The following is a 23111-nucleotide window of genomic DNA, read 5'->3' on the forward strand; positions in this document are numbered from 1 at the left end:
TTACGCTCCTCCCTCGCTCGACTCGACCTCGACGCCCCGGAACTCGAACCGGGTGCCGCCCGTCTCGCTCTCGGCGAGCTCGACCGTCCACCCGTGCGCCTCGGCGACCTCGCCGACGATCTTCAGCCCGAAGCCGGTCCCGTCCGGGTCCGACGTCACGCCCGCCTCGAACACCGCCTCGCGGTCCGCGGGGTCGATCCCGGGGCCGTCGTCCGCGACGTAGAAGCCGTCGCCGTCGGGGAGCGCGCCCACCGTGACGGCGACGTCGGGGCCCGCGTGGGTGACGGCGTTCCCGAAGAGGTTCTCGAGCGCCTGCCGCAGGCGGCTCCGGTCTGCGGCGACGACGGCGTTCGTCTCGGCCGACAGCGTCGCCGACTCGGTGTCGACGGTCTCCCAGCACTCCGCGGCGAAGTCGGCGAGGGGGACGGGTTCGGTCTCGTCGATGCCGGTTCCCTGTCGGGCCAGCGCGAGCATGTCCTCGATGAGCGCGTCCATCCGGTCCAGCGAGCGCTCCACCGCGTCGAGCTCCCCGATGTCTATCGACTCGTCCGCGAGGCGGTCGCTGACGATTTCGAGGTTGCCGGCCGCGACGTTGAGCGGGCTCCGCAGGTCATGCGAGACGAGGCTCGCGAACTCCTCCAAGCGGTCGCGCTCGCGGGCGACCTCGGCCTCGCGCCGGCGGAGCTGTCGCTCCCGCTCGATGCGGACGAGGACCATCGTCACCGTCGCCGCCCAGATCTGCGCCACCGCAAGATCCGAGTCGTCGAAGGCGTCCGCGGTCGTGGCGCCGATGTTCAACACGCCGTACCGGCCGAGCGGGACGACGAGCTCGCTGCGGATCGTCGCGTCGTCGCTGTAGCGCTCGGGCTCGTCGTCCACGTCCGCCACGTAGGTCGGCTCGCCGCTCTCGAAGGCCTCCCAAGTGATGCTCCGTCCGTCGGCGTCGAACGTCGGGTGGTCGCCGACCACCGCCTCGGCGGTGTCGGTCCAGACGATGGGTTCGAGCACGTCCCGTCGCTCGTCGTGCAGCCAGATCGCGGCGATGGGGTGGCCGAGCACGTCGTCGACGTACGACACCGCCGCCTCGGCCGCCGCCTCCCTGTCGGTCGTCTTCAGCAGCTCCCTGGTCGCGTCGTGAAGCGATTCGAGCGTCTCCGTGCGGCGCCGGAGCGTCAGCTGTCGCGTCCGCTCGTTCGAGACGTCGATGGCGGTGACGACCGCGTACGGCTCGCCGTCGAGCTCGAAGGCCCCGACGCTGACGCGGACCGGAACCGCGCCGCCGTCGCCGCGCCGCACGACGAGCTCGAAGCCGTCGGCGAGCGACCGCGACTCGCCGGCGCGCACCGTGTCGATCAGCGCGTCCACGTCGTGGGCGTCGTCCGCCCCCTCGGCGCCCGTCGCGTCCCGGCCGATCTCGGAGTCGTGGGCATCGTCGCCCGAGCCGGTCTCGAGGGCCGGTATCGACGCGGACTCGTCTCGATCCAACCCGGCCGGGTCCTCGAACACGTCGGTAATGGAGCGGCCGGAGAGGCCGTCCGGGTCGAGCCCGAACACCGCCTCGACGCTCGGGGTGCCCGCGCGGACGACGCCGTCGCCGTCGACGACGAGCGTCGGGTCGGGGGTCGCGTCGATCGCCTCCGGAAACCGGTCCATCGTCACTCTTCGGTCGGTTTGTGGACGTGCCCGCACTCGGGGCAGCGCACCTCTTCGCCGCGGAGGTCCGCCGAGGAGGCGCGCACGTCGCGCATCACCTCGCTGATCTTATCCTCGGCCTCCAGCTCGTCGGCGACCGCGAGGTCGACGCCCTCGACCTCGAGGAGGAACTTCGCGACCTCCGTCACCTCGTACATCATCTCGTCGAGGTCCTCGGCGGTGAAGAAGCCGGACATCGCGCCGTAGAGGAACGTCGCGCCCGCCTTCGTCACCTTCTCCTCGAAGGAGTAGCGCGCCTGGTTGACCGCCTGTGGGGTGTACGTGTCGGTCATGAACGGGACGAGCTCCGGGAGGTTCTCGCCGATCTTCGTCATCTCGACGCCGGTCTCCGTGCGGAAGTCGGCGCAGAGCCGCGCGATCGCCCACTCGCGGGCCGTGATGTACGTCCGGTCGCGGAGGAACTCGTTGACGCGCTCGTAGCGCGCGCCGTCCATCTTCTTGAACCGCTCGTACTTCTGGACGTCCCGCGGCACGTCCTCGTCGGTCTCGCCGGCGGTCTCGTCGCCGGTCGCGGTCGTCTCCTGTTCGTCGTCGGTCGCGTCCGCCCCCGCGGCCGGTGTCTCCTCGTCCGTTCCGTCACCCGCTCGGGAGTCGGAGTCCTCGTCGCCGCCCTCGGAGGCGGGTCGATCCTCGGGCGGGGACCGGTCCGCGGGGGAGTCGCCGGTGTCACCGGCCGAATCGGCCGCCGAACCGGTGTGATCGCTCATACATCCGAAACTCCGCGGGCGGGCAAAAGCCTTGTCGGTGGTCCCCCGCTCGGAGATCCACTTTTGTATCGTCGCGTGAACGGATGGGGCATGAAGGTGCTCTGCGGGATCGGCGGCAGCGACGACTCGTTCCGCGCGCTCGACCGGACGGTCGACCGGGCGGCGGTCGCGAACGACGACCTGACGATCGCCGTGGTCGACAACGAGGACTCCTCGGTGTCGCCCGACGAGGTCGTCGAACGCGCCGAGGCGGCGGCCGACGAGGCCGAAATCGACGCCGAGGTGCGCCGCGTCGAGGGCGACCCGGGGAGCCGGCTGGTCGAGATCGCCGAGACCGAGGGGTTCGAGGAGATCGTGTTGGGCGGCGGCCACACGAGTCCGATGGGGAAGATCACGATCGGCCCGATCGCGGAGTTCGTCCTGTTGAACGCCAAGACCTCGGTCACGCTGGTCAGATGAGCGACCGAGGCTACCCGGACGCGGTGGCGGACGAGTTCCCGCCGCCGCCGACCGCGTTCACCGACCGCGAGGACCGCGAGATCGAGATCCGGCCGTACGAGGGGGACGACGAGACCCGCGAGGCGCTCGTCGAGATGTACGACGCCTTCGACCCGGCCGACCGCGCGCAGGGGATCCCGCCGGGCGGCGAGGACCGCATCCGCGAGTGGCTCTCGGCGATCCTCGCCGGCGACTGCTACAACGTGATCGCCTGGTGCGGCGACGAAGTCGCCGGCCACGCGACGCTCGTCCCCGACGGCGACGCCTACGAGCTGGCGATCTTCGTCCATCAGGAGTACCAGCGCGCCGGAATCGGCACCCACCTCATCCGCGGGCTGCTCGGGCACGGGCAGGCGAACGGCGTCGAGAAGGTGTGGCTCACGGTGGAGCGGTGGAACCGCGCCGCGGTCTCGCTGTACAAGAAGATCGGCTTCGAGACCTCCGACGCCGAGAGCTTCGAGCTGGAGATGGGGCTGCGGCTTCACGCGGCCGACGACGAGGACGCCGATCCCGACCCGGACGACGGCGGCGAGTAGCGTTGGCCGGAATCTTCAAGCCTTTAGGGGCGGCCCGCGACCGCTCCGGTATGAGCCACCGAATTCTGCTGTTGGGAGCGCCCGGCGCCGGAAAGGGGACGCAGAGCGCGAAGCTGGCCGACGAGTACGGCGTCGAGCACGTCACGACCGGCGACGCGCTCCGCGCGAACAAGGAGATGGAGACGGAGTACGGGACGCCGAAGTCGTTCATGGACGCGGGCGAACTGGTCCCCGACCCGGTCGTCAACGAGATCGTCGAGGCCGCGCTCGACGACGCCGACGGGTTCGTCCTCGACGGCTACCCGCGCAACCTCGAGCAGGCCGAGTACCTCTCGGAGATTACGGACCTCGACGCCGTCATCCTCCTCGACGTCGACGAGGAGGTGCTCGTCGACCGCCTCACCGGCCGCCGGGTCTGCGACGACTGCGGCGCGAACTACCACGTCGACTTCCAACCCCCCGAGGAGGCGGGCGTCTGCGACGAGTGCGGCGGCGAGCTGATCCAGCGCGAGGACGACACCGAGGAGACCGCCCGCGAGCGGCTCCAGGTGTTCTACGACAACACCGAGCCCGTCGTGGACCACTTCCGCGACGAGGGTGTGCTCGTCGAGGTCGACGGCGAGGCGACCCCGGACGAGGTCTTCGCCCGGATCCGCGACGTCGTCGAGAGCTAACCCGCGTCGTCGAGAGCTAACCCGCGTCGTCGAGAGCTAACCCGCGTCGCCGGAAACCGATCGGCGTCGCCGCCGGAAACCGATCAGCGTCGCCGCCGGAGGCCGACTCGCGTCGTCGAGGGAAGCCGATCCGAGCGGCGATCCTACAAGGTTCTTAACCGTCGACCGCTAACCGGCCGCTAATGAGCAAAGTCGAACGGCGAGTCCGCTCGCTGGTCCGCGATGACGGCGAGATGCGGGACGCCATTCAAGTCGTCCTCGACAACGCCAGCGGCGGCGAAGTCCGTTGGGTCGACGTTCGCGACAAAATATCGAGCGGGCAGTGGGGCCGGCTCATCGAGAAGGAGATCCTCGTGGACGGCGAGGAGGGGTTCACGCTGGCCGACCGCGAGGGAATCGAGGCCGGCTTGGAAGATGACGACGATTCAGGCGGCGACGTGGAGACGCCGGAGACGACCACTTGGTCGAAGTGGGACAAGCTCGCCGGGGTGGCGACGCTCGGCGCGTTCGTCGGCTACGCGGTCGGCCCGGTCCGCAACGCGATCGCCGGCGCCATCGACGTGGTCCTCGGCCCCCTCCTGAACGTGGTCCCCTTCTACGTGGTGATCATGGTCATCGCGCTCGGAACGGGGCTCTACTCGACGCTGCTGCGCGCCGGGCTCATGGACATGGAGAAGATGGGCGCGTATCAAGACCGGATGAAGGACATCCAGGAGCGTCGGAAGGAGGCCGAGAAGCGCGACGACGACGAGGCGCTCGACGAGATCCAAGAAGAGCAGATGGAGGCGATGGGCGACCAGCTCGGCATGTTCAAAGAGCAGTTCCGCCCGATGGTGTGGATCATGTTCCTCACCATCCCCGCGTTCCTCTGGATGTTCTGGGTGATCGGCTACCGCGGGTCGGACGCCGCGTATCCGGCCGTCGCCGCACAGGAGCTCGTCGTGCCGCTCGCCGGTTCCGTCACCTGGGACACCGGCATCGTCGGCCCGATCCAGATGTGGATCCTCTGGTACTTCCTCTGCTCGATGGCGTTCACGCAGCTGGTCCAGAAGAGCCTCAACATCGAGATGTCGCCGTCCTCCTCGTAGGCGACGCGCGCCGATTTCGACCCGCTTTTTCCTTTACTCCCGCGCTTCGAGGAACGTCACTACCTCCTCCCGCGACGGGATCGATCCCATCCCGCCGACCGATCGGACCGACAGCGCGGCGGTCGCGTTGCCGAACGCGAGCGCCTCGCGGAGCGGGTCCCCGTCGGCGTCGCCGGCGGTCCGCCGCCCGGCGAGCCGCGAGAGGACCCCAGCCGTGAACGCGTCTCCGGCGCCGGTCGCGTCGACGGCGTCGACGGAGAAGCCGCCGTGCCGGACCGTTTCGGCCCCCCACGGCGCGGCGTCCGAACTGACCGCGAGCGCCCCCTCGTCCCCCATCGTGACGACCGCGGTGTGGGGCCCGAGCGCGATCAGGTCTCGGGCCAGGTCCGAACCCTCGCTCTCCGAGAATCCGGCCGCGGCCGCGTCCTCCCCGCTACACAACACGACGTCGCTCTCGCCGACCGTCTCGCGGACCGCGGTCGACACCGCCTCCGCGGCGCCGTCCGGAACGAGGTCGGGCCGGTAGTTCACGTCGAACGAGACCGGGCAGTCGACGTCGGCCGCCACCGCGAGCAGCTCGCGGGTCGCCGCCCGGCCCCGCGGGTGCGTCAGCGCCACGCCGCCGAGGTGGACCCAGGGCGAGGCCTTTCCGTCCCCCGCCAGCGCCTCCGTCGGGACAGAGTCGGGGGCGAAGCCGAACGTCGCGTCCCGGTCGCCGTAGAACCCGAACCGGGGACCGTCGGAGTCGGGCGGCGACACCACCGCGAGCGTCGTCCTCCCCTCGACGCGCTCGACGTGCGTCTCCGGGATCCCCTCGGCCGCGAGCGTCTCCGCGAGGAAGTCGCCGAACGCGTCGTCGCCGAGGCGCGTCCAGAACGCGGGCGGCGAGCCGAGCCGCGCGAGCCCGACGGCGACGTTGGCGGGCGCGCCGCCCGCCCGGTGTGCGTAGCCGTCGACCTCGCGAAGCGTCTCCCCCGCGTCGGGCACGAAGTCGACGAGCGTTTCGCCGGCCACGAACACCTCCGCCATCGACCTATTCGGCCGCCGCGCCCCCGTCGCCGTCACCCGCTCCGGCCTCGACCTCCTCGGCGACCGCTTCGAACGCCGCGAGGATGACGCGTTTGCACGCCTGTCCCTCGGTGCTCCAGTGGTGGGCGTAATCGAGCATGTCGTCGTAGATGTCGGGCTTACAGCCCGCGGCCTGCGGGTGGCCGCCGCCGTTCACCCGGCCGGCGACCTCGTGAGCGTGGCGGAAGTCGTCCGAGCCGCGGATCGAGGCCGACCCCGCGGGCTTGACGATCACGGCGGCGTCGGCGCCCGCCTCGCGGAGCCGCTCGGCGACCTCGTTCTGCGAGCAGCGGCCGTAGGTGACCGCGACGCGCCAGTCGCCGACCTCGTGGGTGACCGCGCGGTCGACCGCGAGGTCGATCCTGGCCTCCTTCTCGACGCGGCGGTCCTCGACGAACGACCGAACCGCCTCGGGGAGGTCGACGCCGTACGCGCCGATCACGGCCGCGTACTCCTCGGCGCCGGCCCAGTAGGAGTAGTCGGCGAGGTCGTCGGAGCGCGGGTCCTCCTTGAGCCAGAGGTCGTGGTCGCGCGTGACTTCGGCGAGTTCGGCCCAGCGCTCGTCGAACGCGTGCTCCAGCGACCGGAGCGCCACGTCGGCGGTGCACTCCTCGTCGGAGTCGCCGACGACGAGGTCGACGCCCGCCTCGCGGACCGCGGCGGCGGTCGCGTCGTCCCACTGGTGGTGGTCGAACCAGCGGATCGCGTCGGTCGACTCCGCGAGCGCTTCCAGCGGCTCCGCGATCCACTCGTAGTCGTCGGGACAGAGGTCGCAGACGAACAGGTCGATGTCGTCGTCGGCGTACGCCTCGACGCGTTCGAGCGCGGTGTCGATCGAGTACGGCCCCGCCGAGAGCAGTCCGACCGGCGACTCGGCGTGGGCGTCGTCGAGGGGGTCGTCGTCGGACTCCTCGCTCTCTGCGTCGTCGGTCTCCGCGCCGCCCGACTCGTCGCCCTCGTCCGCCAGCCGCGCCGCGATGGCGTCCTCGAAGGGTTCGACGTCGAGCGCGGCGTCGTACGCCTCGCGGACCATCGCCGCGCAGGCGAGGCCGTCGGCGTCGCCGTCGGCGATCACGACCGCCTCGCTGCCCTCGATCGTCTCCCTCGCTCGCCGCTCAGCGCGCTCGTCGTCCAGCGAGTCCGGGTAGAAGAACCCCTTCCCCGGAAGCTTCGTGTACCGCGAGCGGGGGGCGTCCCCCGTCTCGATGAGGTCGTCGTCCATACCGTCGAGGCGGGTGGCAGCCGGAAAACTCCGCCGCTCTCACGTCGGTCGCGTGGCGTCGGCGCGCGTTCGGCGGCCGCCTCCCCCGCCCACTCAGACGGTCGTCCGCCGCGGGTCCTCCTCGGTCAGCTGTCGCACGGTCAACACGGGGACCGGGCAGGTCCGGACGACGCGCTCGGCGACGGAGCCGATGAGGAAACGGTTCTCGCCGTGCCGTCCACGCGTGCCCATCGCGATGAGGTCGGCGTCGACCGACCGGGCGTAGGCGTCGATCTCCGAGGCCGGGCGCCCCTCGCGGACCTCGATGGTCACGTCGAGGTCGCCGTCGCGGTCGTGCGCCGCGTCGGAGACGCGGTCGAGCGCGTCGCGTCCCTCGTCGTCGAGCGCGTCGCGGAGGTCCTCGCGGACCGTGTCGGGCGACGACTCCACCTCGCCGGCGTCGACGACGTACACCGCGTGGACCTCGGCGTCGAACCGCGCCGCCACGTCGACCGCGACCGCAACGGCCCGCCGCACGCTGTCGGAGCCGTCGGTCGCGACCACGATGGTGTCGAACATGGCCACCCGTTCGCCGCAACGGCACCTAAAACCCGGCGGTCGGGGGAGGGGAGACGGTGCGAAGCGGGGCGAGCGCGACGACGGCTCTATTTATAACTGGCCAGACTGGACGGCGGCGCGTGCCGACGAGCGCCCGGCGGGCGCGAGTCGCACGCGCGAGTCCTCGCGGCTGGGGCTTTGGAAGTGTTTTCCGTCGTTTCGCAGTCGACTGTTTATAAGCGAGCGGGTGGGGTTTGGAGGAATTCTCTGCCGACCCGCCGTACTTATAAAAGACTGCGCGCGTCCAGTCCCGTTACGCTAAGAAGACGTGTCGCGGGCGGTCGGCGAGCACGTCGCGGCCCCACTGGACGGTCTCGGAGAACTCGTCAGAGCGGAAGAACGCCATCGCGTCCTCCTTCGCGTTCCACTGGCTGGCGATGAACATGTCGTTCTCGTCTTCGACGTTCACCATCAGGTCGGTCTCGACGTGGCCGTCCATCTCCCCCAGCAGGTCGCCGACGTCGTCGAACGTCTCGACGAACTCCGTCTGGTAGTCGGGCTTGACGGTGTAGAACATCCCCATCGTGCCGAAGCCGGACTCCTCGCCGGCGCGCGCGACGATGTCGGGCAGCTCCGAGAGGAAGCCGCCCGCGGTCTCCGCCGCCGACGCGGTGTCCCAGATGGAGACGACCGCGGCGCGGTCGGTGTGGCGCCCCTCGTACACCGCGGTCTTGACGTGCGTGCCGTAGTGGTCGAAGTTGCCGCGGAGCCCCTCGACCTCGTCGAACAGCTCGTCGACGTCCGCCTCGCTGTACAGCACCGTGGCGTACACGTCTTCGCCGTGGGGCTTCCCGGCGTAGATGTCGAGGTCCGCGAGCTCGCCGCGGATGTCCTCGTCGGAACTGGCGTCGCCGCCGCCGTGACCGCCCTCACCGCCGTGACCGTCACCCTCGCCGTGGGGATGGTCGCCCTCGCCGCCGGCCTCCCCGTCGCCGTGCGGGTGGTCGCCGTGCGCGGACCCGCCGCCCGAACCCGAGCGGTCGTGTCCCTCGCCGCCCCCGTGCGCGTCGTCGCCGTGATGACCGCCCTCGCCGTGATGACCGCCCTCGCCGTGGGAGTGGCCGGCGCTGTCCTCCTCGGGCTCGCGCCCGGTCGGGACCGTCTCGCCCGCGAGGAACGCGTCGAGGTCGCGCGGCGGGAACCGGCGCCCGACGTAGAAGTCGCCGAACTCGCCGTACCGCGAGGAGGCCGGGTCGAACCGCATCTCGTAGACGATGTCCTTGATGTCGGTCGGGTCCGCGCCGAACAGCGTGACGCCCCACTCGTGGTCGTCGAAGCCGACGGAGGAGGCGATCACCTGCTTGATCTTGCCGGCGTACTCCTTGCCGACCTCGCCGTGGCCCGCCATCAGGTCGGCGCGCTCCTCGAAGTCGAGGTCGTACCAGTTGTGCTCCTCGCCGCGGCGCTTGCTCATCGGGTAGAAGCTGACGTACTCCTCATCCGGGATATCGGGCTTCAGTTTCCCCTCGATGTACCGGCGCAGCCCCTCGTCGACGGCGTCGGCGCCCTCCTCGAAGTAGTCGTCCGAGACGTACCCGGACACCTCGGTGACGGAGACGTAGGAGGTCTCGCGCTCGGTGAACTTCGCGAGCGCGGTGTCCTCGAACCGGCGCTCGATCGCGGAGAGGTCGTCGAGCGACGGCCGGAAGTGTAAGAAGAGGAGGTCGGCCTTGTGCCCGAGCACCGAGAACAGCGCGGACTCGCCGGCGTCGGCGTCGGCGACCAGCTCGCGGTGTTTCAGGAAGGCTTCGCCCTCCTCGATCGCTCGCCGTCGCTCGGACTCGGGCGCCTCGCGCCACGCGTCCCAGTCGATCGAGCGGAAGTCGTGCAGCGAGAACCACCCTTCGGCGGTCTGTGGAGCCTCGACCATACGTCGGGTTCGGGCCGCGCGACTTAGGGGTTTGCGGGTCGTCCCGCTACGTGGTAGTCCGCGGAACGGTCGGTGGTGGTCCCGGGCTTTGGGACAGTCTCGGGAGCCTCGAATCTACTACCGCTCGGCCGTGCGTAGCTGTTTATAAGTAGCCGACCGGCACGGACCGCTCCGAAGCCCCAGCCGCTCGGCTGTACGCGTCTGCTTATAAACTCCTGACCGACACGGACCGCTCTGAAGCCCCAGTCGCGAGGCGGGCAGACGCTCGCTGTCGCCCGAAAATCGTAGATTTTCGGGATGACGAGACGCCTCCGGCGTCTCGAACCACGCTCCTCGCTCGCTCGCTTCGCTCACTCGCTACGGTGCTTACGTCGCCTCTGCCCGCCTCGCGACTGCCCCTTCGAGTCCCGCCCCGCACAGCCCCGCACCTCACACCTCCCCAGCCTCGCGGCTCACGCTCGCGGCGTCGCCGCTCGCGTTCGCCGCGTCCCTCGCGCGTGTTCCTCGCGCCCGGTGGGCGCTCGGAGGCACGCGCCGCCGCACGTGGCTATCCGGTCGGGTTCCGGAGCCATCGAAACGCCTAATTCGCCCGGATCATCGTGGCTCGCGTCAGCAGTCACCGTGACCGAAACCCTTTCGACGCGACCCCGAAAAGTCGGGACGATGCGGAAAAGCGGCCCGCCGAAAGGACTGATCTCGTATCTCGTGTTGGAGCTGCTGGACGAGCGCCCCCGGTACGGGTACGAGCTGCTCGGCGAGATCACGGAGATTAGCGGCGGCCACTGGGAGCCCTCCTACGGCTCCGTCTACCCGATCCTCTACAAGTTCGAGGAGGAGGGCGTCGCCGAGCGCGTCGAGCGCGACGACGAGCCCGACCGCAAGTACTTCGCGCTCACCGACGCGGGCCGCGAGGAGCTCGCGGAGAAGCGCCGCGAGATCGGCGGCGAGGCGAGGGACTTCGGCGACGTGGTCCTCGGATTCTATCACCTGTACGCCGCGCTCGCGACCGACGACCGCTTCGAGGTCGACGACGCGGACGCCGACTGGGGGTACTCGGAGCGATACAGCGCGTGGATCGTCGAACAGATGATCCGCCACCACGAGCGCGACTTCGGCGAGTTCGAGCGGATCGACGCCTCGCCGGATGAGTTCCACGCCGAGACGGGAGCGACCGGCGCGGACGCCACCGACTCGGACGGCGCCGGACCGGAGGGCACCGAACCGGACCGGACGGAGCCCGGATCGTCCGAGTCGGTGCCCGCAGACGACGCGGAGGAGTCCTCCTCCGGGGCCGCGGACGACTGACGGGCGCCGAAGTTCTCGATGCGGGCGGGCTCCTCACCGGTGGAGCAGCCGCCACAGGAGCCCGCCGGGGAGCCCGGCGCGGACGAGCCGATCGTACAGCCGGTCGGGGAGGACGCGCGCGAGCCGCGGCAGCCACCGCGCCCGGCGGCTCACGCGGTAGCGCGTCCGCGGTCGGTCCGCGGTCGTCGCGGTCACCACGCGCTCGACGACCGTCTCGACGTCGGTGGCGGCCGGCGAGTACCCCTCGAACGCGCGGTAGGCGCCGGCGTAGGGGCCGTCGGGGTCGCTCGACTCGGCCGCTGCGGCCGCTGCGGCGGCCCGCTCGTTGAACCCGGTCGGGACGGGGCCGGGCTCGGCAAGCGTCACGTCGACCCCGTGCGGATCGACCTCTCGGCGGAGCGCGTCGACGTAGCCGTCGAGCCCCGCCTTCGCGGCGCTGTACGCGCCGTGGTACGGGAGCGCGACGGAGCCGACCATCGACCCGACGACGACGATCCGACCGCCGCGCTCGCGCAGCGTCGGGAGCGCCGCGGAGACCGTCACGTGGACCGCGGTCAGGTTCGTCTCCAGCTGCCGCCGGAACGCCTCCGCGGAGGTGTCCTCGACCGCCGCGATCTCGTAGCCCCCGATACAGGAGACGACCGCGTCGAGTGGGCGGTCCGCGAGCAGGTCGCTGACGGCGGCCTCGTCGCGGAGGTCGACGACGGCGGTCTCGACCGCGTCGGGCAGTCCCGCGAGGCCCGCCGCGTCGCGGTCGACCCCGAGGACGTCGTGACCGGCGGCCGCGAGCGAGCGCGCGACGCCCCCGCCGATCCCGCCGGCGGCCCCCGTCACGAGAACGTGCATGGCCGGGCGTTCGCGACGGAGTCAATAGACGGTGGCGGTTCGGCGGGCCGGCGGTTCGGCGCGATGCCGACGACCGACGACGCGCCCGAAGGCATATATCCGCCACGGGCGATTGTCGGCGTAATGTCCACCGACGAGCCGTCCGTCCCGATCGTGTGCGACGAGTGCGAGACGGAGACCCGCGTGCCGCTCGACGACCTCGCGGACGCGCTCGAGAAACACAACGCCCAGAAGCACGACGGCGAGTCCGTCGCCGAGGTCGACCCGGCGATCAAAGACCGCCTCGCCGACCTCGTCGCCGAGGACCTCGGGCTGTTCGACGAGGACGCGACCGAGCGGCCGTGAGCCCGCCCGCCGGCCGGCACCGGTGACCGGCCGCCGCCGACAGACTCCCGCGTGCGCCCCGCGAGACCGCGACCGAGCGCTCCCGACGGGGGAACCACACCAGCAACATTTGCGTCGTTCGATGACGAGCTCTGCTCCGAAATATCCCTTGAAACCCGTTTTCAGTCCCGAGCGGCTGCGAATTTCGAATTCGTCGGCGTCACCGGAACGCGCTTCCGTTGCTGGTGACGCGAGGGTGTTGCCCGCGGAGCCGCTTCCATGCGTATGTACGAACCAACGCGGACAGCGTCGCGGCGGTCGTTCCTCGCGGCCGCGGGCGGAACCGCGACGGTCGGCCTCGCCGGCTGTCTCGGCGGCGGCGGTGGCGGCGGCCTCGACGAACTGACGGTCGCACACATGCCGATCTACCCGGACCTCCAGTGGTACGTGATGGAGGGCGAGGGGTACTTCTCGGAGATAGACGCCGAGGTCACCGGGCAGGAGTTCGGCAACGGCCCGGACATCGTTCAGGCGCTCGGCGGCGGCGACATCGACGTCGCGATGTTCGGGATCGTCCCCGCGATGATCGCGATCGACCGCGGCATCTCGGCGCAGGTGACCGCCGCGAACATCCGCGAGCCGATGGGGATCATGGCCGAGTCGTCGTTCCACGAGACGTTCGAGCAGCAGGGCGCAGACGCGTTCGCGGCGTGGGCGGACGAGCGGGGCGAGCCGTTCACCTTCGGCACGTTCCCGCAGGGGAGCGTTCCTGACGTGCTGCTCCGCTACTGGCTCCGCGACGTCGGCGTCGATCCCGCCGAAAACGACGCCGTGGAGATCATCGAGATCAGCGGCGCCAGCTCGGTCTGGCAGGCGATCGCCAACGACGAGATCGACGGCACCTCGATCATGGAGCCGGTGCCGACCATCGCGCAGGCGGAGAACTCGTCCGTGACGATGCTCCGGACCGCCGCCGACGTGCTCCCCGGCCAGCCGGCCGCGGTCACGCTGATGAGCGACGCGGTCCGCGACTCCCCGCTCGCCGCGCAGTTCCTCGAACAGCACGGCCGCGCGACCGAGTTCATCGACGAAAACCCGGACGCGACCGCGGGCCACGTCGAGGAGGGCATCGGGATGCCGGTCGACCGCGCGCGGAAGGCGCTCGACTCGCCGCTGTCGAACTTCATGACCGACCCCAACCAGATCACCGAGGCGACGCAGGTGTTCTCCGAGTTCGCCGCCGGGAACGGCCAGATCGACGAGCAGCTGCCGAACGACCAGATATTCGACCTGGAGGTGTACGACTCGCTCTGATGGCGACCGAAACCGCATCGCCGGTCGGCGAGGGCGACGCGTTTGCGAGCGCCGGGCTCGGCGACGGCCGGCGGCTGCTCCGCGGGGCGGTCGGGGTCGCGGCGTTCCTCGTCGTCTGGCACGCCGTCTCGCTGACGCAGGACCCGTTCGTCCTCCCCTCGCCCGTCGCGGTCGCGGGGGCGTTCGCGAGCGAACTCGCCTCCGGCGACATGACGGCGGCGCTGTCCCAGAGCGTCCGCCACTGGGTCCCCGGGACGATCGCCGGGACCGGCCTCGGGGTCGCCGCCGGCGTCGCGTTCGGGTGGAGCCGCTTACTGGACGACCTGACGGCGCCGCTCGTCCGGACGCTGCGCCCGGTGCCGCCGCTCGCGCTGATCGGCTTCGCGATCGCGTGGTTCGGGATCAACGACTGGGGCGCCGCGTTCATCATCGCCGTCGGCGCGTTCTGGATCAACTTCTACGCGGCGTACGGCGCCGTGGAGGGCGTGAGCGAGGACCTCCTCGACGTGGGGCGGACGCTGGGCGTCCGCGGCGACCTCGACGCGGTCCGGTCGATCGTGCTGCCGGCGTCGCTGCCGGGGATCATGACCGGGATCCGGACGGGACTGGGCCGGTGTTGGATGCTCGTCGTCGCCTCGGAGATATTCGGCGTCCCCGGCGTCGGCCGCGAGATCATCCGCGCCAGCAACAACCTCCGCGTCGACCGGGCGATCGCGTACATCCTCGTGTTGAGCCTGATGTACCTGCTCGTCGACGTGGCGTTCCGCGCGGTCGAACGGAGGGCGTTAGCGTGGCGGGCGTGAACGGGAGCGACGCCGGCGACGCCGACGACTCACCTGGCCGAGCCGACGGGCCGCCCGAACCCGAGGCAGCGAGCGTCGCCCTCGACGGGGTCGGCAAGACGTATCCCGGCGACGGCGACGGCGGCGCGGTGCGCGCGCTCGACGACGTGTCCTTCTCGGTCGCGGACGGGGAGTTCGTCTGCCTCGTCGGTCCCTCGGGATGCGGGAAGACGACGCTGTTCCGGATCGCGGCCGGGCTGACCGAGGCGACCGACGGCCGGGTGCTGCTCGACGGCACCGAGGTCACGGGCCCGACGACGGACATGGGCGTGGTGTTCCAGGAGTACCACCTGTTCCCGTGGCTGACGGTCGCGGAGAACGTCGGGTTCGGGCTCGAACGGAGCGACCGCTCGCCGGCCGAGCGCGAGGCGCGCGTCGACGAGATGCTCGACCTCGTCGGGCTGACGGAGTTCCGCGACGCCTATCCGAAGTCGCTGTCGGGCGGGATGAAACAGCGCGTCGCCATCGCCCGGTCGCTCGCCGTCGATCCGAGCCTCCTGCTGATGGACGAGCCGTTCGGCGCCGTGGACGCACAGACCCGCGAGATGCTCCAGCGGGAGCTGCTCGACGTGTGGGCGTCGACGGGGAAGACCGTCCTCTTCGTCACGCACGACGTCGCGGAGGCAGTGACGCTCGCGGACCGGGTCGTCGTGATGGCCGCCGACCCGGGACGCGTCCGCGAGATCGTCGACGTCGACGTCGAGCGCCCGCGCGAGCGCGGCGACGCCGCGTTCGCGGAGTACGTCGGCCGCGTGCGAGAGCTGATCGGGGCGGGGCCGTAGCGGATCCGGAATCGGGGCCGAACCGTAACCGGTCCGGCGCACCCTCGCGGCCGCTCCGGTTACTCCGGCTACGCTTCTCTGTCGTTTCCGTCGTCCTCGACGCTCTCTGACAGCTCGTCGACGTGGGTGCGCAGCATCGCCACCGTCGCGTCCGCGTCGGCGTACCCCTCGTCGTAGTCGTCGAGCGCGGCCGCGGCGCTGTCCAGGAAGCGTTCCACCGCCGCGTCGGTCGACTCGTCGGTCATGCGAAACTGTCCGCCCGCGAGCGGTTTATGTCTCCCGGCGTCGAGGCCGTGGCCGCAGAACGAGTCGCTCCCTCAGCGCCGACGGAGCGCGTACGTCGTGTAGCCGACGGCGGCGACGAGCGCCGCGGAGAGGAGCGTGCCGAAGACGGCCGGCGACGCGGTGACGTAGTCGCCGAACGGGTCGGTCAGCGCGAACACGGCGACGATGAGCGCGAGCGAGATGGCGATGCCGACCGCGCCGAACGCCTTGAACGCCGCGTCGAGGTCGAATCCACGCGATCCCGATTGGTGGCTCATACCCCCTCGTACGGGCTCCGTATATAAACCTACCTGAGCGGATTCTCACGTCGGTGGAACGGCGGCGGCGTCCCGGGCCCGCGACGACGAACTTCTGGGTTTACTATTGGTGTTGATAATTTGCTCCGAGCGCTTTTATCTCCCTCAGGCCGACGCCGATGAGATGACAGAAACGCGGACGAAGACGCTCTCTCGCAGGCGAGTCGCCGTCGGTCTCGGCGGTGCGCTCGCGGGCGCAACGGCAGGCTGTCTCGGCGGTGATAACTCCGGGACGGCGTCGATCGATGCGAACGAGACGGCGACCGAAGAGACGGACGACGTATCGGACGCGGCCGACGCCAGCGCGACGGTCGGCATGATCTACGCGCTCGGCGGGCTCGACGACCGGTCGTTCAACGACGCCGCGAACAGGGGCATCCAGCGCGCTCGACTCGACTACGACGTGGCGTTCTCGAACGAGGAACCGGCATCGATGCCGGACTTCGAGACCACGCAGGCGACGCTGTCGGCCTCGGAGTCTCCCGACTACGATCTGATCTGCTGTATCGGCTTTCTCCAGGGGGACGCGCTCTCGACGGTCGCGGGGGAGTACCCGGACCAGCAGTACGCCATCGTCGACTCGGTCGTCGACCGCGACAACGTGGCGAACTACGTGTTCCGAGAACACGAGGGGTCGTTCCAAGCGGGCCATTTCGCCGGGCTGGTGACGAGCCGCGACCTCTCCGTGGGTGCCGGCTCGACGCGCCCGGACGAGCGGGCCGTCGGCTTCGTCGGCGGCGTTGACTCGGGCCTCATCCGCCGGTTCGAGGCCGGGTACCGCGCGGGAGTCGACCACGCGCCGACCGACGTGTCGGTGCGCTCCACGTACGTCGGCGCCTTCGACGACCCCGAGGCCGGATACGCCGCCGCCGCGGAGATGTACGAAGGGGGGGCCGACGTGGTGTATCACGCGGCGGGCGGCAGCGGACTCGGCGTGTTCCAAGCCGCACAGGAGTACGGCCGGTACGCGATCGGCGTCGACTCGGACCAGTCGCGGAGCAACCCGCGCTACGCCGACGTGATCCTCGCGTCGATGGTGAAACGCGTCGGGACCGCCGTCTACGACGCCACCGAGCGGACGATCGACGACTCCCTCGAGACCGGCTCGACGACGGCCCTCGGACTCGCCGAGGACGGCGTCGCGCTCGTTTACGGCACGTCGCTCGGTCCGGTCATCCCCGACGACGTGCGCGCGGCCGTCGCGGAGTCCGGCGAGCGGATCACCAGCGGCGACCTGACGGTCCCGTCCGAGCTGGAGGAGTCCGACCAATGACGGACCGGCTGACCGACCGACTGGCGCGGGCCGTCGGCGGACTCCTCCCGGACGCGGTTCGACGCCGGTACGCCGCCAAGTTCGCGCTCGCGTTCCTCGTCGTCGCCGCGGTCGTCGTCGCGGGCGGCGCGTTCACCTACCTCCAGACCGAACAGACCGTCGAATCGGACGCGACGGCGCAGCTGGCCGAGACCAGCGGCCTCCAGGCCGACGCCATCGGCTCGTGGACCGAGCGAATGAGCACGGAAACCCGGTCGATGTCGGCGGCCGACGCCCTGCGCTCCGACCGACGGGCGCCGGCGTACGTGCTGTTGAAAGACCAGCTCCTGTCGGACGACATCGTCAGCATCCACCTCGTCGACGCGAGCGAGGACCGAGTGGTGGCCAGTACAGAACGGCCGCTCGAGGGGCGCGCACCGAGCGAGTTGGACGCCCCGTGGAGCGACGCCGACGTGCCGGAAGGGGTCGGCGAGGACGACCGCGTCTGGCGGTCGGTCCGCTCGTACCGGTCGCCCGTGCTCAACGACCGACCGGTGATGGCGTTCGCCAGCTCCGTGCCGCGGGCGGACGGCCGGTACCTCGTCGTCGTGACCCGGATCCAGCCGCAGCTCGAACGGATCCAGAACACCGACACCGGCGAGGAGACGACGATCCTCAACGCCGCGGGACAGACCGTCCTCGACATCGACCGGACCGTCGACGGGGAGCGACACGCCGACAAGGTCGAGGCGATCCGGCAGGGCAACGCGACGACGGCGAGCCAGATCGGCGACGACCGGGTGTACGCGTACGCGTCCGTCCCGGACACCGACTGGGTGGCCGTGACGAGCGTCGACCAGTCGACGGCGTTCGCGGTCCGGAACGACGTCGGCAACTCCGTGTTGCTCCTCATCTTGCTCACTCTCGCGTCGCTGGGCGCCGTCGGCGTCGTGTTGGGGAGCCGGACCGTCATGCCGCTCGCCCGGCTCCGAGACCGCGCGGAGCAGATCGAGTCCGGAGAGCTCGACGTCGACCTCTCGACCGGCCGGATCGACGAGATCGGCCGCCTGTTCACGAGCTTCGGCGCGATGCGCGACGCGCTCCGCGAGCGGATCGCCGAGGCCGAGACCGCCGCCAACGAGGCCGAGGAAGCGCGGCGGGAGGCCGAGGCCGTCACCCGCGACATGGAGGCCCGCGCGGCCGACTACAGCGAGGTGATGGGCGCGGTCGCGGACGGCGACCTCACCCAGCGGATGGACCCCGACGCTGACCGGGAGGCGATGCGCGAGATCGCCTCGGAGTTCAACGGCATGGTGGCACAGCTCGAACGGACGACCGCACGGGTCGCCGCCTTCGCCGGCGAGGTCGACTCGGCGAGCGCGGACCTCGCGGCCGGCGCCGACGAGGTCGAGACCGCGAGCGGGACCGTCAGCGAGCAGATCCAGGAGATCGCCGACGGCGCGGTGCGACAGGACGAGCGGCTCGACGCGGTGAGCAGCGAGATGAGCGACCTCTCCGCCAGCATCGAGGAGGTGGCGTCGTCGGCCGCGTCCGTCGCCGAGACGGCCGAGGCCGCCGCCGAGCAGGGGTCGAGCGGCCGCGAGGCCGCCGCCGAGGCGCTCGACGAGATGGACGCGATCGAGGAGCGCTCCGCGGCCGCGGTCGAGCAGATGGAGTCGCTCGACGAGCGGATGGACGAGATCGACGAGGTCGTCGAGTTCATCACCGACGTGGCCGAGCAGACGAACATCCTCGCGCTGAACGCCTCCATCGAGGCCGCCCGCGCCGGCGAGGCGGGCGAGGGCTTCGCGGTCGTCGCCGACGAGGTCAAGGACCTCGCCGAGGAGACGCAGGAGGCCGCCGCCGAGATCGAATCGCAGATCGAGGCCGTCCGCGAGGAGGCCGACGAGACCGTCGACGACATCCGCGAGACGAACGCGCGGATCGACGAGGGCTCCGACACCGTTCGGGAGGCGTCGTCGTCGCTCGAAGCCGTCGTCGACGCCGTCGAGGAGACGAACCACGGCGTTCAGGAGATCAGCGAGGCGGCCGAGGACCAGGCCCGGTCGACCCAGCGCGCGGTCGAGGGGGTCGAAGACGTCGCCGAGGTGAGCGGCGAGGTCGCCGCCGGGTCCGAACAGGTGTCCGCGGCCGCCGAGGAACAGACGGCGACCGTCACCACCATCGCGGAGAACGCCGACCGACTCCGGGGACAGGCCGAGGCGCTCTCGGCGTCCGTCTCCGCCTTCGAGGTCGACGTGGACCAGGACGATATCGAGGACGCCGACCCCGGCGACGACGCGAGCCGGCCGGACGCCGACGACCCGGCGACGGGCGACGGTCTCGCCGCCGACGGCGACGGCCGGAACGCGTCGCCGGACGACCGCTAGTCCCCGCTTTCGGGGTGTCCCTCGACGATGGCGACGCCGGAGGAGGCGCCGATCCGGACCGCGCCCGCGTCGAGCATGTCGACCGCTTCCTCGTAGGAGCCGACGCCGCCGGACGCCTTCACCGGGAGGTACTCGCTCATCAGTTCGACGTCCGAGAGCGTCGCGCCGCCGTCGGCGAAGCCGGTCGAGGTCTTCACCATGTCCGCGTCGGCGGCCACGGCGGCCTCGCAGGCGCGGCGCTTCTCGGCGTCGTCGAGCAGCGCGGTCTCGATGATCACCTTCACCGGGACCGGCACGGCCGCGACGACGTCCGCGAGCTCGTCGGCGACCGCGCCGTCGTCGCCCGCCTTCAGCCGGCCGACGTTGATCACGAGGTCGATCTCGTCTGCGCCCGCCTCCCACGCCGCCACCGCCTCGTCGCGCTTGACTTCCGGCGCGTGCTGGCCGTGCGGGAACCCGACCACGGTGGCGATCGCTTCGGGGTCGCGCTCGTGCGCGACCGCCTCGGCGACGTAACACGGCGGGATGCACGCGTTCATCCCGTGAGCGGCGGCCTCGTCGAGAACGGTCCGCACGTCTGCCGGGGTCGTCTCGGGGCCGAGAACGGTGTGGTCGATGCTGGCGGCGAACTCCTCGCGGTTCATGCCTCGTCCGTGGCGGCGGAGTACAAAAGGCGTGCGGGGTCGGGGCGCTCCCTCCGAGACGACGCGATCGGTCGAAAGAGCGAACGGGATCGGAAAGCGGGCACGCGGCCGAAAAACGAGTGACGGAACGCGAAGGGGGCGACCGGCACCGCGCCGGTCGCTCGAAACGGGGGTCGGAGACCGAAGCGGTCGCGACCGAGGGCGCGGTCAGCCCTCGATCTCGATCTCCCTGCCGGAGACGGCGCTCTCGACGGTCACGGGGAGCCGGACCGTCAGGATGCCGTTCCGGTACTCGGCCTCGATGCCGTCCTCGTCGATCGCCTTCGGGAACCGGAACCGCCGGTGGTACGTCCGACGGGTCCCGCGTCGCTCGTCCTCGTGTTCGCCGGCGACGTTGAGCACGCCGTCGTACCACGAGGCGGTGATCTCCGCGGGGTCGAACCCGGGGAGTTCGACCGAGAGGACGAACTCGCCGTCCTCCTCGTACAGTTCGTAGTCGTTGCTACCGGATTCGAACAGTCGGCTCGGGAAGTCGAGTCCTTGCGTCCACGTGTTCGCCGGTTCGAGCATGGGCATTGCTGACCACCTCGAACTCAGCTGCCACTATGGTTGCGATTCTATAAAAATCTGTTGAATAATGTGGGTATCTAACATTCTCACCCGGCCACGACCCGGTCTCGGGCGCTTCGCCCGCGGCGTCGACGGGGTCGAGACGCTCGCCCTCGCAGCCCGGTCGACGGCGCGCTGTTGAATATTTCTCCAACGTTCTCGCGATCGCCCCGGATTTATTTCACCCGCGTGCCACCACGGCGCATGGATCGCGACACCGCCACGCCCGCCGTCGCAGACCTCCCCGGCGAGCGCGCTCGCGAGTGGGTCGACTACCACCACGAGTCGGCCGCGCCGAGCACCTACGTCTACGAGTTCGTCTGGGACCGCACCGCGCCCGCCGAGGGCCCGTTCTGTACCGACGTCGACGGCAACGTCCTCATGGACTTCACGAGCCACGTCGCCGCCGCGCCGCTCGGGTACAACAACCCGCTGATCATGGACCGGCTCGAAGAGTTCGACCTCGTCGACCCGCTGAAGATCGCCGGGCAGGACTTCTACGCCGCGGGCGGCCCGACGCCGGACGACGGGATCCCCGGCGCCTCGGGGCTCATGGACCGCCTGACGGACCTGACGAGCCACTACGACATGGACACCGTCTTCCTCTCGAACTCAGGCGCGGAGGCGGTCGAGAACGCCATCAAGATCGCCTACGACGAGTCGGACGGCGCGAAGTACGCGATCACCTTCGACGGGGCGTTCCACGGCCGCACGCTGGGCGCGCTCTCGCTCAACCGCTCGAAGGCGGTGTACCGCCGCGACTTCCCCGAGGTCAGCGGCGTGATGGAGATGCCGTACTGCGACGACCGAACCTGCTCGCCCGAGACCTGCTCGTGCGGCTTCTTCGCTGACGGCGTCTCGCGGCTCCGGAAGAAGCTCGACCCGAAGCGGGGGAACGTCCACCCGGACGACGTGGCCTACCTGATCATGGAACCGATCCAGGGCGAGGGCGGCTACCGGTTCCCCTCCGAGGCGTTCACGGACGAGATCGCGGCGATCACCGACGAACACGACATCACCCTGATCGCCGACGAGATCCAGTCTGGCGTCGGTCGCACCGGCGAGATGTGGGGCTCCGACCACTACGCGTACGACCCCGACGTGATCGCGAGCGCGAAGGGGCTCCGCGTCGGCGCGACCGTCTCGCGGAGCGACGTGTTCCCCGAGGAGACCGGCCGGCTCTCCTCGACGTGGGGCGCCGGCGACCTGATCGCCTCGGCGCAGGGCGCGCTCACGCTCGACGCCATCGAGGAGGCGGACCTCATGGACAACGCCGTCGTCCGCGGGCGACAGTTCAAAGAGACGATACGCGACGCCGACCTCGGTCCCGTCGAGGACGTCCGCGGGAAGGGGCTCCTGCTCGCCGTCGAGTTCGACACGAAGGAGCGCCGGGACGCGGTCGTCGAGAACGCCTTCGAGCGCGGCCTCCTCACGCTCGCGTGCGGCCACAAGGTCCTCCGGATCCTCCCGCCGCTCGACGTCACCGAACGCGAGATCGACCTCGGCTGCGACCTGCTCGCGGCCGCGATCGAGGGCGCGGCGTAGGTTCGCCGTCGTCGCTCGCTACCGGTCCGCGTACCACTCCGCGAACTTTTCCAAGGCGCGGCCGCGGTGTGACACCGCGTTCTTCCGGTCGGTGTCCATCTCCGCGAACGTCTCGCCGTCGTGTTCGAAGATCGGGTCGTAGCCGAACCCGCCGTCGCCACGCGGCGCGACGATCCGGCCCGGGACGTACCCCTCGAACAGCTTGACCGGGAGGGGGTCGGTCCCGTCGGATCCTCCCGCTCCGCGCTCCTCGTCCGGGCCCGCCGCCGCGGCCGCGTCGCGGTCGCCCCGGTCCACGGGGTCGGGGCTCGCGGCGAACCCCTCGCCGTCGCAGTAGCCGAGCACGCACCGGAAGGCGGCGCGGCGGTCGTCGAGGTCGGCGGCGATCTCGTGGACGCGCTCGATCCCGAGGGTGTCCTCGACGTACGACGAGTACGGGCCCGGGAAGCCGTCGAGCCCCTCGACGAACAGCCCCGCGTCGTCGACGAGGACGGGCGCGTCCGCGTGGCGGTACGCCTCGCGGGCCCCCCGGGCCGCGATCGGGCCGAGCTCGTCGGCTTGGACCTCCGCGTAGTCGAAGTCGAGCCGCTCCACCGAGCCGTCCGGGAGGTACCGCTCCGCCTCGCGTACCTTCCCGGGGTTCGTCGTCACGTACCTGAGCACGGATCGCCGTGGGCGCGCGCCCGAGGAATAGGCGTCGGTCG

24 protein-coding genes are annotated in these 23111 nt (G+C 70.8%); 12 read left to right on the top strand and 12 right to left on the bottom strand.

Features of this window, described 5'->3' with window-relative positions:
* Positions 1-1659 carry an ATP-binding protein gene (locus tag C466_RS02140; protein ID WP_004597113.1) on the bottom strand — a complete coding sequence of 553 codons (1659 nt, stop codon included), beginning with the start codon at positions 1657-1659 and terminating at the stop codon, positions 1-3.
* On the bottom strand, positions 1656-2420 hold the full coding sequence (locus tag C466_RS02145; protein ID WP_004597112.1) for a DUF5806 family protein: 765 nt from the start codon (positions 2418-2420) through the stop codon (positions 1656-1658). Before C466_RS02145 ends, C466_RS02140 begins: the two co-directional genes overlap by 4 nt.
* Before the next feature lie 90 nt (positions 2421-2510).
* Here C466_RS02145 and C466_RS02150 point away from each other — a divergent pair, with 90 nt between their 5' ends.
* The 4 genes from C466_RS02150 to C466_RS02165 all read left to right on the top strand — a co-directional run bounded on the left by C466_RS02150 (position 2511) and on the right by C466_RS02165 (position 5216).
* Entirely contained in the window at positions 2511-2879 is a 369-nt protein-coding gene (locus C466_RS02150) for a universal stress protein (RefSeq protein WP_004597111.1), read from the top strand.
* Positions 2876-3454: a GNAT family N-acetyltransferase gene (locus tag C466_RS02155; RefSeq protein WP_004597110.1), complete on the top strand. Its 579-nt coding sequence runs from the start codon at positions 2876-2878 to the stop codon at positions 3452-3454. Before C466_RS02150 ends, C466_RS02155 begins: the two co-directional genes overlap by 4 nt.
* A gap of 50 nt (positions 3455-3504) precedes the next feature.
* Positions 3505-4128 carry an adenylate kinase gene (locus C466_RS02160; protein WP_004597109.1) on the top strand — a complete coding sequence of 208 codons (624 nt, stop codon included), beginning with the start codon at positions 3505-3507 and terminating at the stop codon, positions 4126-4128.
* A gap of 182 nt (positions 4129-4310) precedes the next feature.
* The gene (locus C466_RS02165) at positions 4311-5216 is read left to right on the top strand and encodes a DUF106 domain-containing protein (protein ID WP_004597108.1); all 906 of its coding nucleotides are present in this window, start codon (positions 4311-4313) and stop codon (positions 5214-5216) included.
* 33 nt (positions 5217-5249) lie between these two features.
* Here the strand turns inward: C466_RS02165 and C466_RS02170 are convergent, their stop codons facing one another.
* The 4 genes from C466_RS02170 to C466_RS02185 all read right to left on the bottom strand — a co-directional run bounded on the left by C466_RS02170 (position 5250) and on the right by C466_RS02185 (position 9973).
* Positions 5250-6245 carry a carbohydrate kinase family protein gene (locus tag C466_RS02170; protein WP_004597107.1) on the bottom strand — a complete coding sequence of 332 codons (996 nt, stop codon included), beginning with the start codon at positions 6243-6245 and terminating at the stop codon, positions 5250-5252.
* Between the two features lie 4 nt (positions 6246-6249).
* Positions 6250-7506 (bottom strand): DHH family phosphoesterase, encoded by a 1257-nt coding sequence (locus tag C466_RS02175; protein WP_004597106.1) that lies wholly within the window; start codon positions 7504-7506, stop codon positions 6250-6252.
* A 93-nt stretch (positions 7507-7599) separates the two neighbouring features.
* Complete coding sequence (locus C466_RS02180) at positions 7600-8064, bottom strand: universal stress protein (protein ID WP_004597105.1); 465 nt, start codon at positions 8062-8064, stop codon at positions 7600-7602.
* A 292-nt stretch (positions 8065-8356) separates the two neighbouring features.
* Entirely contained in the window at positions 8357-9973 is a 1617-nt protein-coding gene (locus C466_RS02185) for a heme-binding protein (protein ID WP_004597104.1), read from the bottom strand.
* Positions 9974-10636: 663 nt separating this feature from the next.
* Here C466_RS02185 and C466_RS02190 point away from each other — a divergent pair.
* Positions 10637-11278: a PadR family transcriptional regulator gene (locus C466_RS02190; protein WP_004597103.1), complete on the top strand. Its 642-nt coding sequence runs from the start codon at positions 10637-10639 to the stop codon at positions 11276-11278.
* Between the two features lie 33 nt (positions 11279-11311).
* Here the strand turns inward: C466_RS02190 and C466_RS02195 are convergent, their stop codons facing one another.
* Positions 11312-12124: an SDR family NAD(P)-dependent oxidoreductase gene (locus tag C466_RS02195; protein WP_049908368.1), complete on the bottom strand. Its 813-nt coding sequence runs from the start codon at positions 12122-12124 to the stop codon at positions 11312-11314.
* 123 nt (positions 12125-12247) lie between these two features.
* Between C466_RS02195 and C466_RS02200 the strand changes: the two genes are divergently transcribed.
* The 4 genes from C466_RS02200 to C466_RS02215 all read left to right on the top strand — a co-directional run bounded on the left by C466_RS02200 (position 12248) and on the right by C466_RS02215 (position 15386).
* Positions 12248-12469, top strand: coding sequence for a hypothetical protein (locus C466_RS02200; protein ID WP_017344002.1), 222 nt, complete (start codon positions 12248-12250; stop codon positions 12467-12469).
* 264 nt (positions 12470-12733) lie between these two features.
* Positions 12734-13762 (top strand): ABC transporter substrate-binding protein, encoded by a 1029-nt coding sequence (locus C466_RS02205; protein WP_004597100.1) that lies wholly within the window; start codon positions 12734-12736, stop codon positions 13760-13762.
* Entirely contained in the window at positions 13762-14565 is an 804-nt protein-coding gene (locus C466_RS02210) for an ABC transporter permease (protein ID WP_004597099.1), read from the top strand. The genes C466_RS02205 and C466_RS02210 overlap by 1 nt, the downstream gene beginning before the upstream one ends.
* On the top strand, positions 14553-15386 hold the full coding sequence (locus tag C466_RS02215) for an ABC transporter ATP-binding protein (protein ID WP_004597098.1): 834 nt from the start codon (positions 14553-14555) through the stop codon (positions 15384-15386). The genes C466_RS02210 and C466_RS02215 overlap by 13 nt, the downstream gene beginning before the upstream one ends.
* A 68-nt stretch (positions 15387-15454) precedes the next feature.
* On the opposite strand, the gene C466_RS16875 is transcribed toward C466_RS02215, so the two are convergent.
* Positions 15455-15631, bottom strand: a complete 177-nt coding sequence (locus tag C466_RS16875; RefSeq protein WP_004597097.1) for a hypothetical protein — start codon at positions 15629-15631, stop codon at positions 15455-15457.
* 72 nt (positions 15632-15703) lie between these two features.
* On the bottom strand, positions 15704-15928 hold the full coding sequence (locus C466_RS02220) for a hypothetical protein (protein ID WP_004597096.1): 225 nt from the start codon (positions 15926-15928) through the stop codon (positions 15704-15706).
* A 163-nt stretch (positions 15929-16091) separates the two neighbouring features.
* Here C466_RS02220 and C466_RS02225 point away from each other — a divergent pair, with 163 nt between their 5' ends.
* On the top strand, positions 16092-17240 hold the full coding sequence (locus tag C466_RS02225) for a BMP family lipoprotein (RefSeq protein WP_004597095.1): 1149 nt from the start codon (positions 16092-16094) through the stop codon (positions 17238-17240).
* The gene (locus C466_RS02230) at positions 17237-19609 is read left to right on the top strand and encodes a methyl-accepting chemotaxis protein (protein ID WP_004597094.1); all 2373 of its coding nucleotides are present in this window, start codon (positions 17237-17239) and stop codon (positions 19607-19609) included. The genes C466_RS02225 and C466_RS02230 overlap by 4 nt, the downstream gene beginning before the upstream one ends.
* Here the strand turns inward: C466_RS02230 and deoC are convergent.
* Together deoC and C466_RS02240 are read right to left on the bottom strand one after the other, a co-directional pair.
* On the bottom strand, positions 19606-20253 hold the full coding sequence (gene deoC / locus C466_RS02235; RefSeq protein WP_004597093.1) for a deoxyribose-phosphate aldolase: 648 nt from the start codon (positions 20251-20253) through the stop codon (positions 19606-19608). The two genes, C466_RS02230 and deoC, sit on opposite strands and share 4 nt — an antisense overlap.
* 207 nt (positions 20254-20460) lie before the next feature.
* On the bottom strand, positions 20461-20823 hold the full coding sequence (locus tag C466_RS02240; protein WP_004597092.1) for an Hsp20/alpha crystallin family protein: 363 nt from the start codon (positions 20821-20823) through the stop codon (positions 20461-20463).
* A gap of 243 nt (positions 20824-21066) precedes the next feature.
* On the opposite strand from C466_RS02240, the gene C466_RS02245 reads away from it, so the two are divergent.
* Positions 21067-22407, top strand: coding sequence for an aminotransferase class III-fold pyridoxal phosphate-dependent enzyme (locus C466_RS02245; RefSeq protein WP_004597091.1), 1341 nt, complete (start codon positions 21067-21069; stop codon positions 22405-22407).
* Between the two features lie 18 nt (positions 22408-22425).
* Here C466_RS02245 and C466_RS02250 read toward each other — a convergent pair whose 3' ends face one another.
* Positions 22426-23070 carry a non-canonical purine NTP pyrophosphatase gene (locus tag C466_RS02250; protein ID WP_004599554.1) on the bottom strand — a complete coding sequence of 215 codons (645 nt, stop codon included), beginning with the start codon at positions 23068-23070 and terminating at the stop codon, positions 22426-22428.
* Positions 23071-23111: the final 41 nt, after the last annotated feature.

The sequence above is a fragment of the Halorubrum distributum JCM 10118 genome, assembly GCF_000337335.1.
In the GTDB taxonomy this organism is placed as follows: domain Archaea; phylum Halobacteriota; class Halobacteria; order Halobacteriales; family Haloferacaceae; genus Halorubrum; species Halorubrum distributum.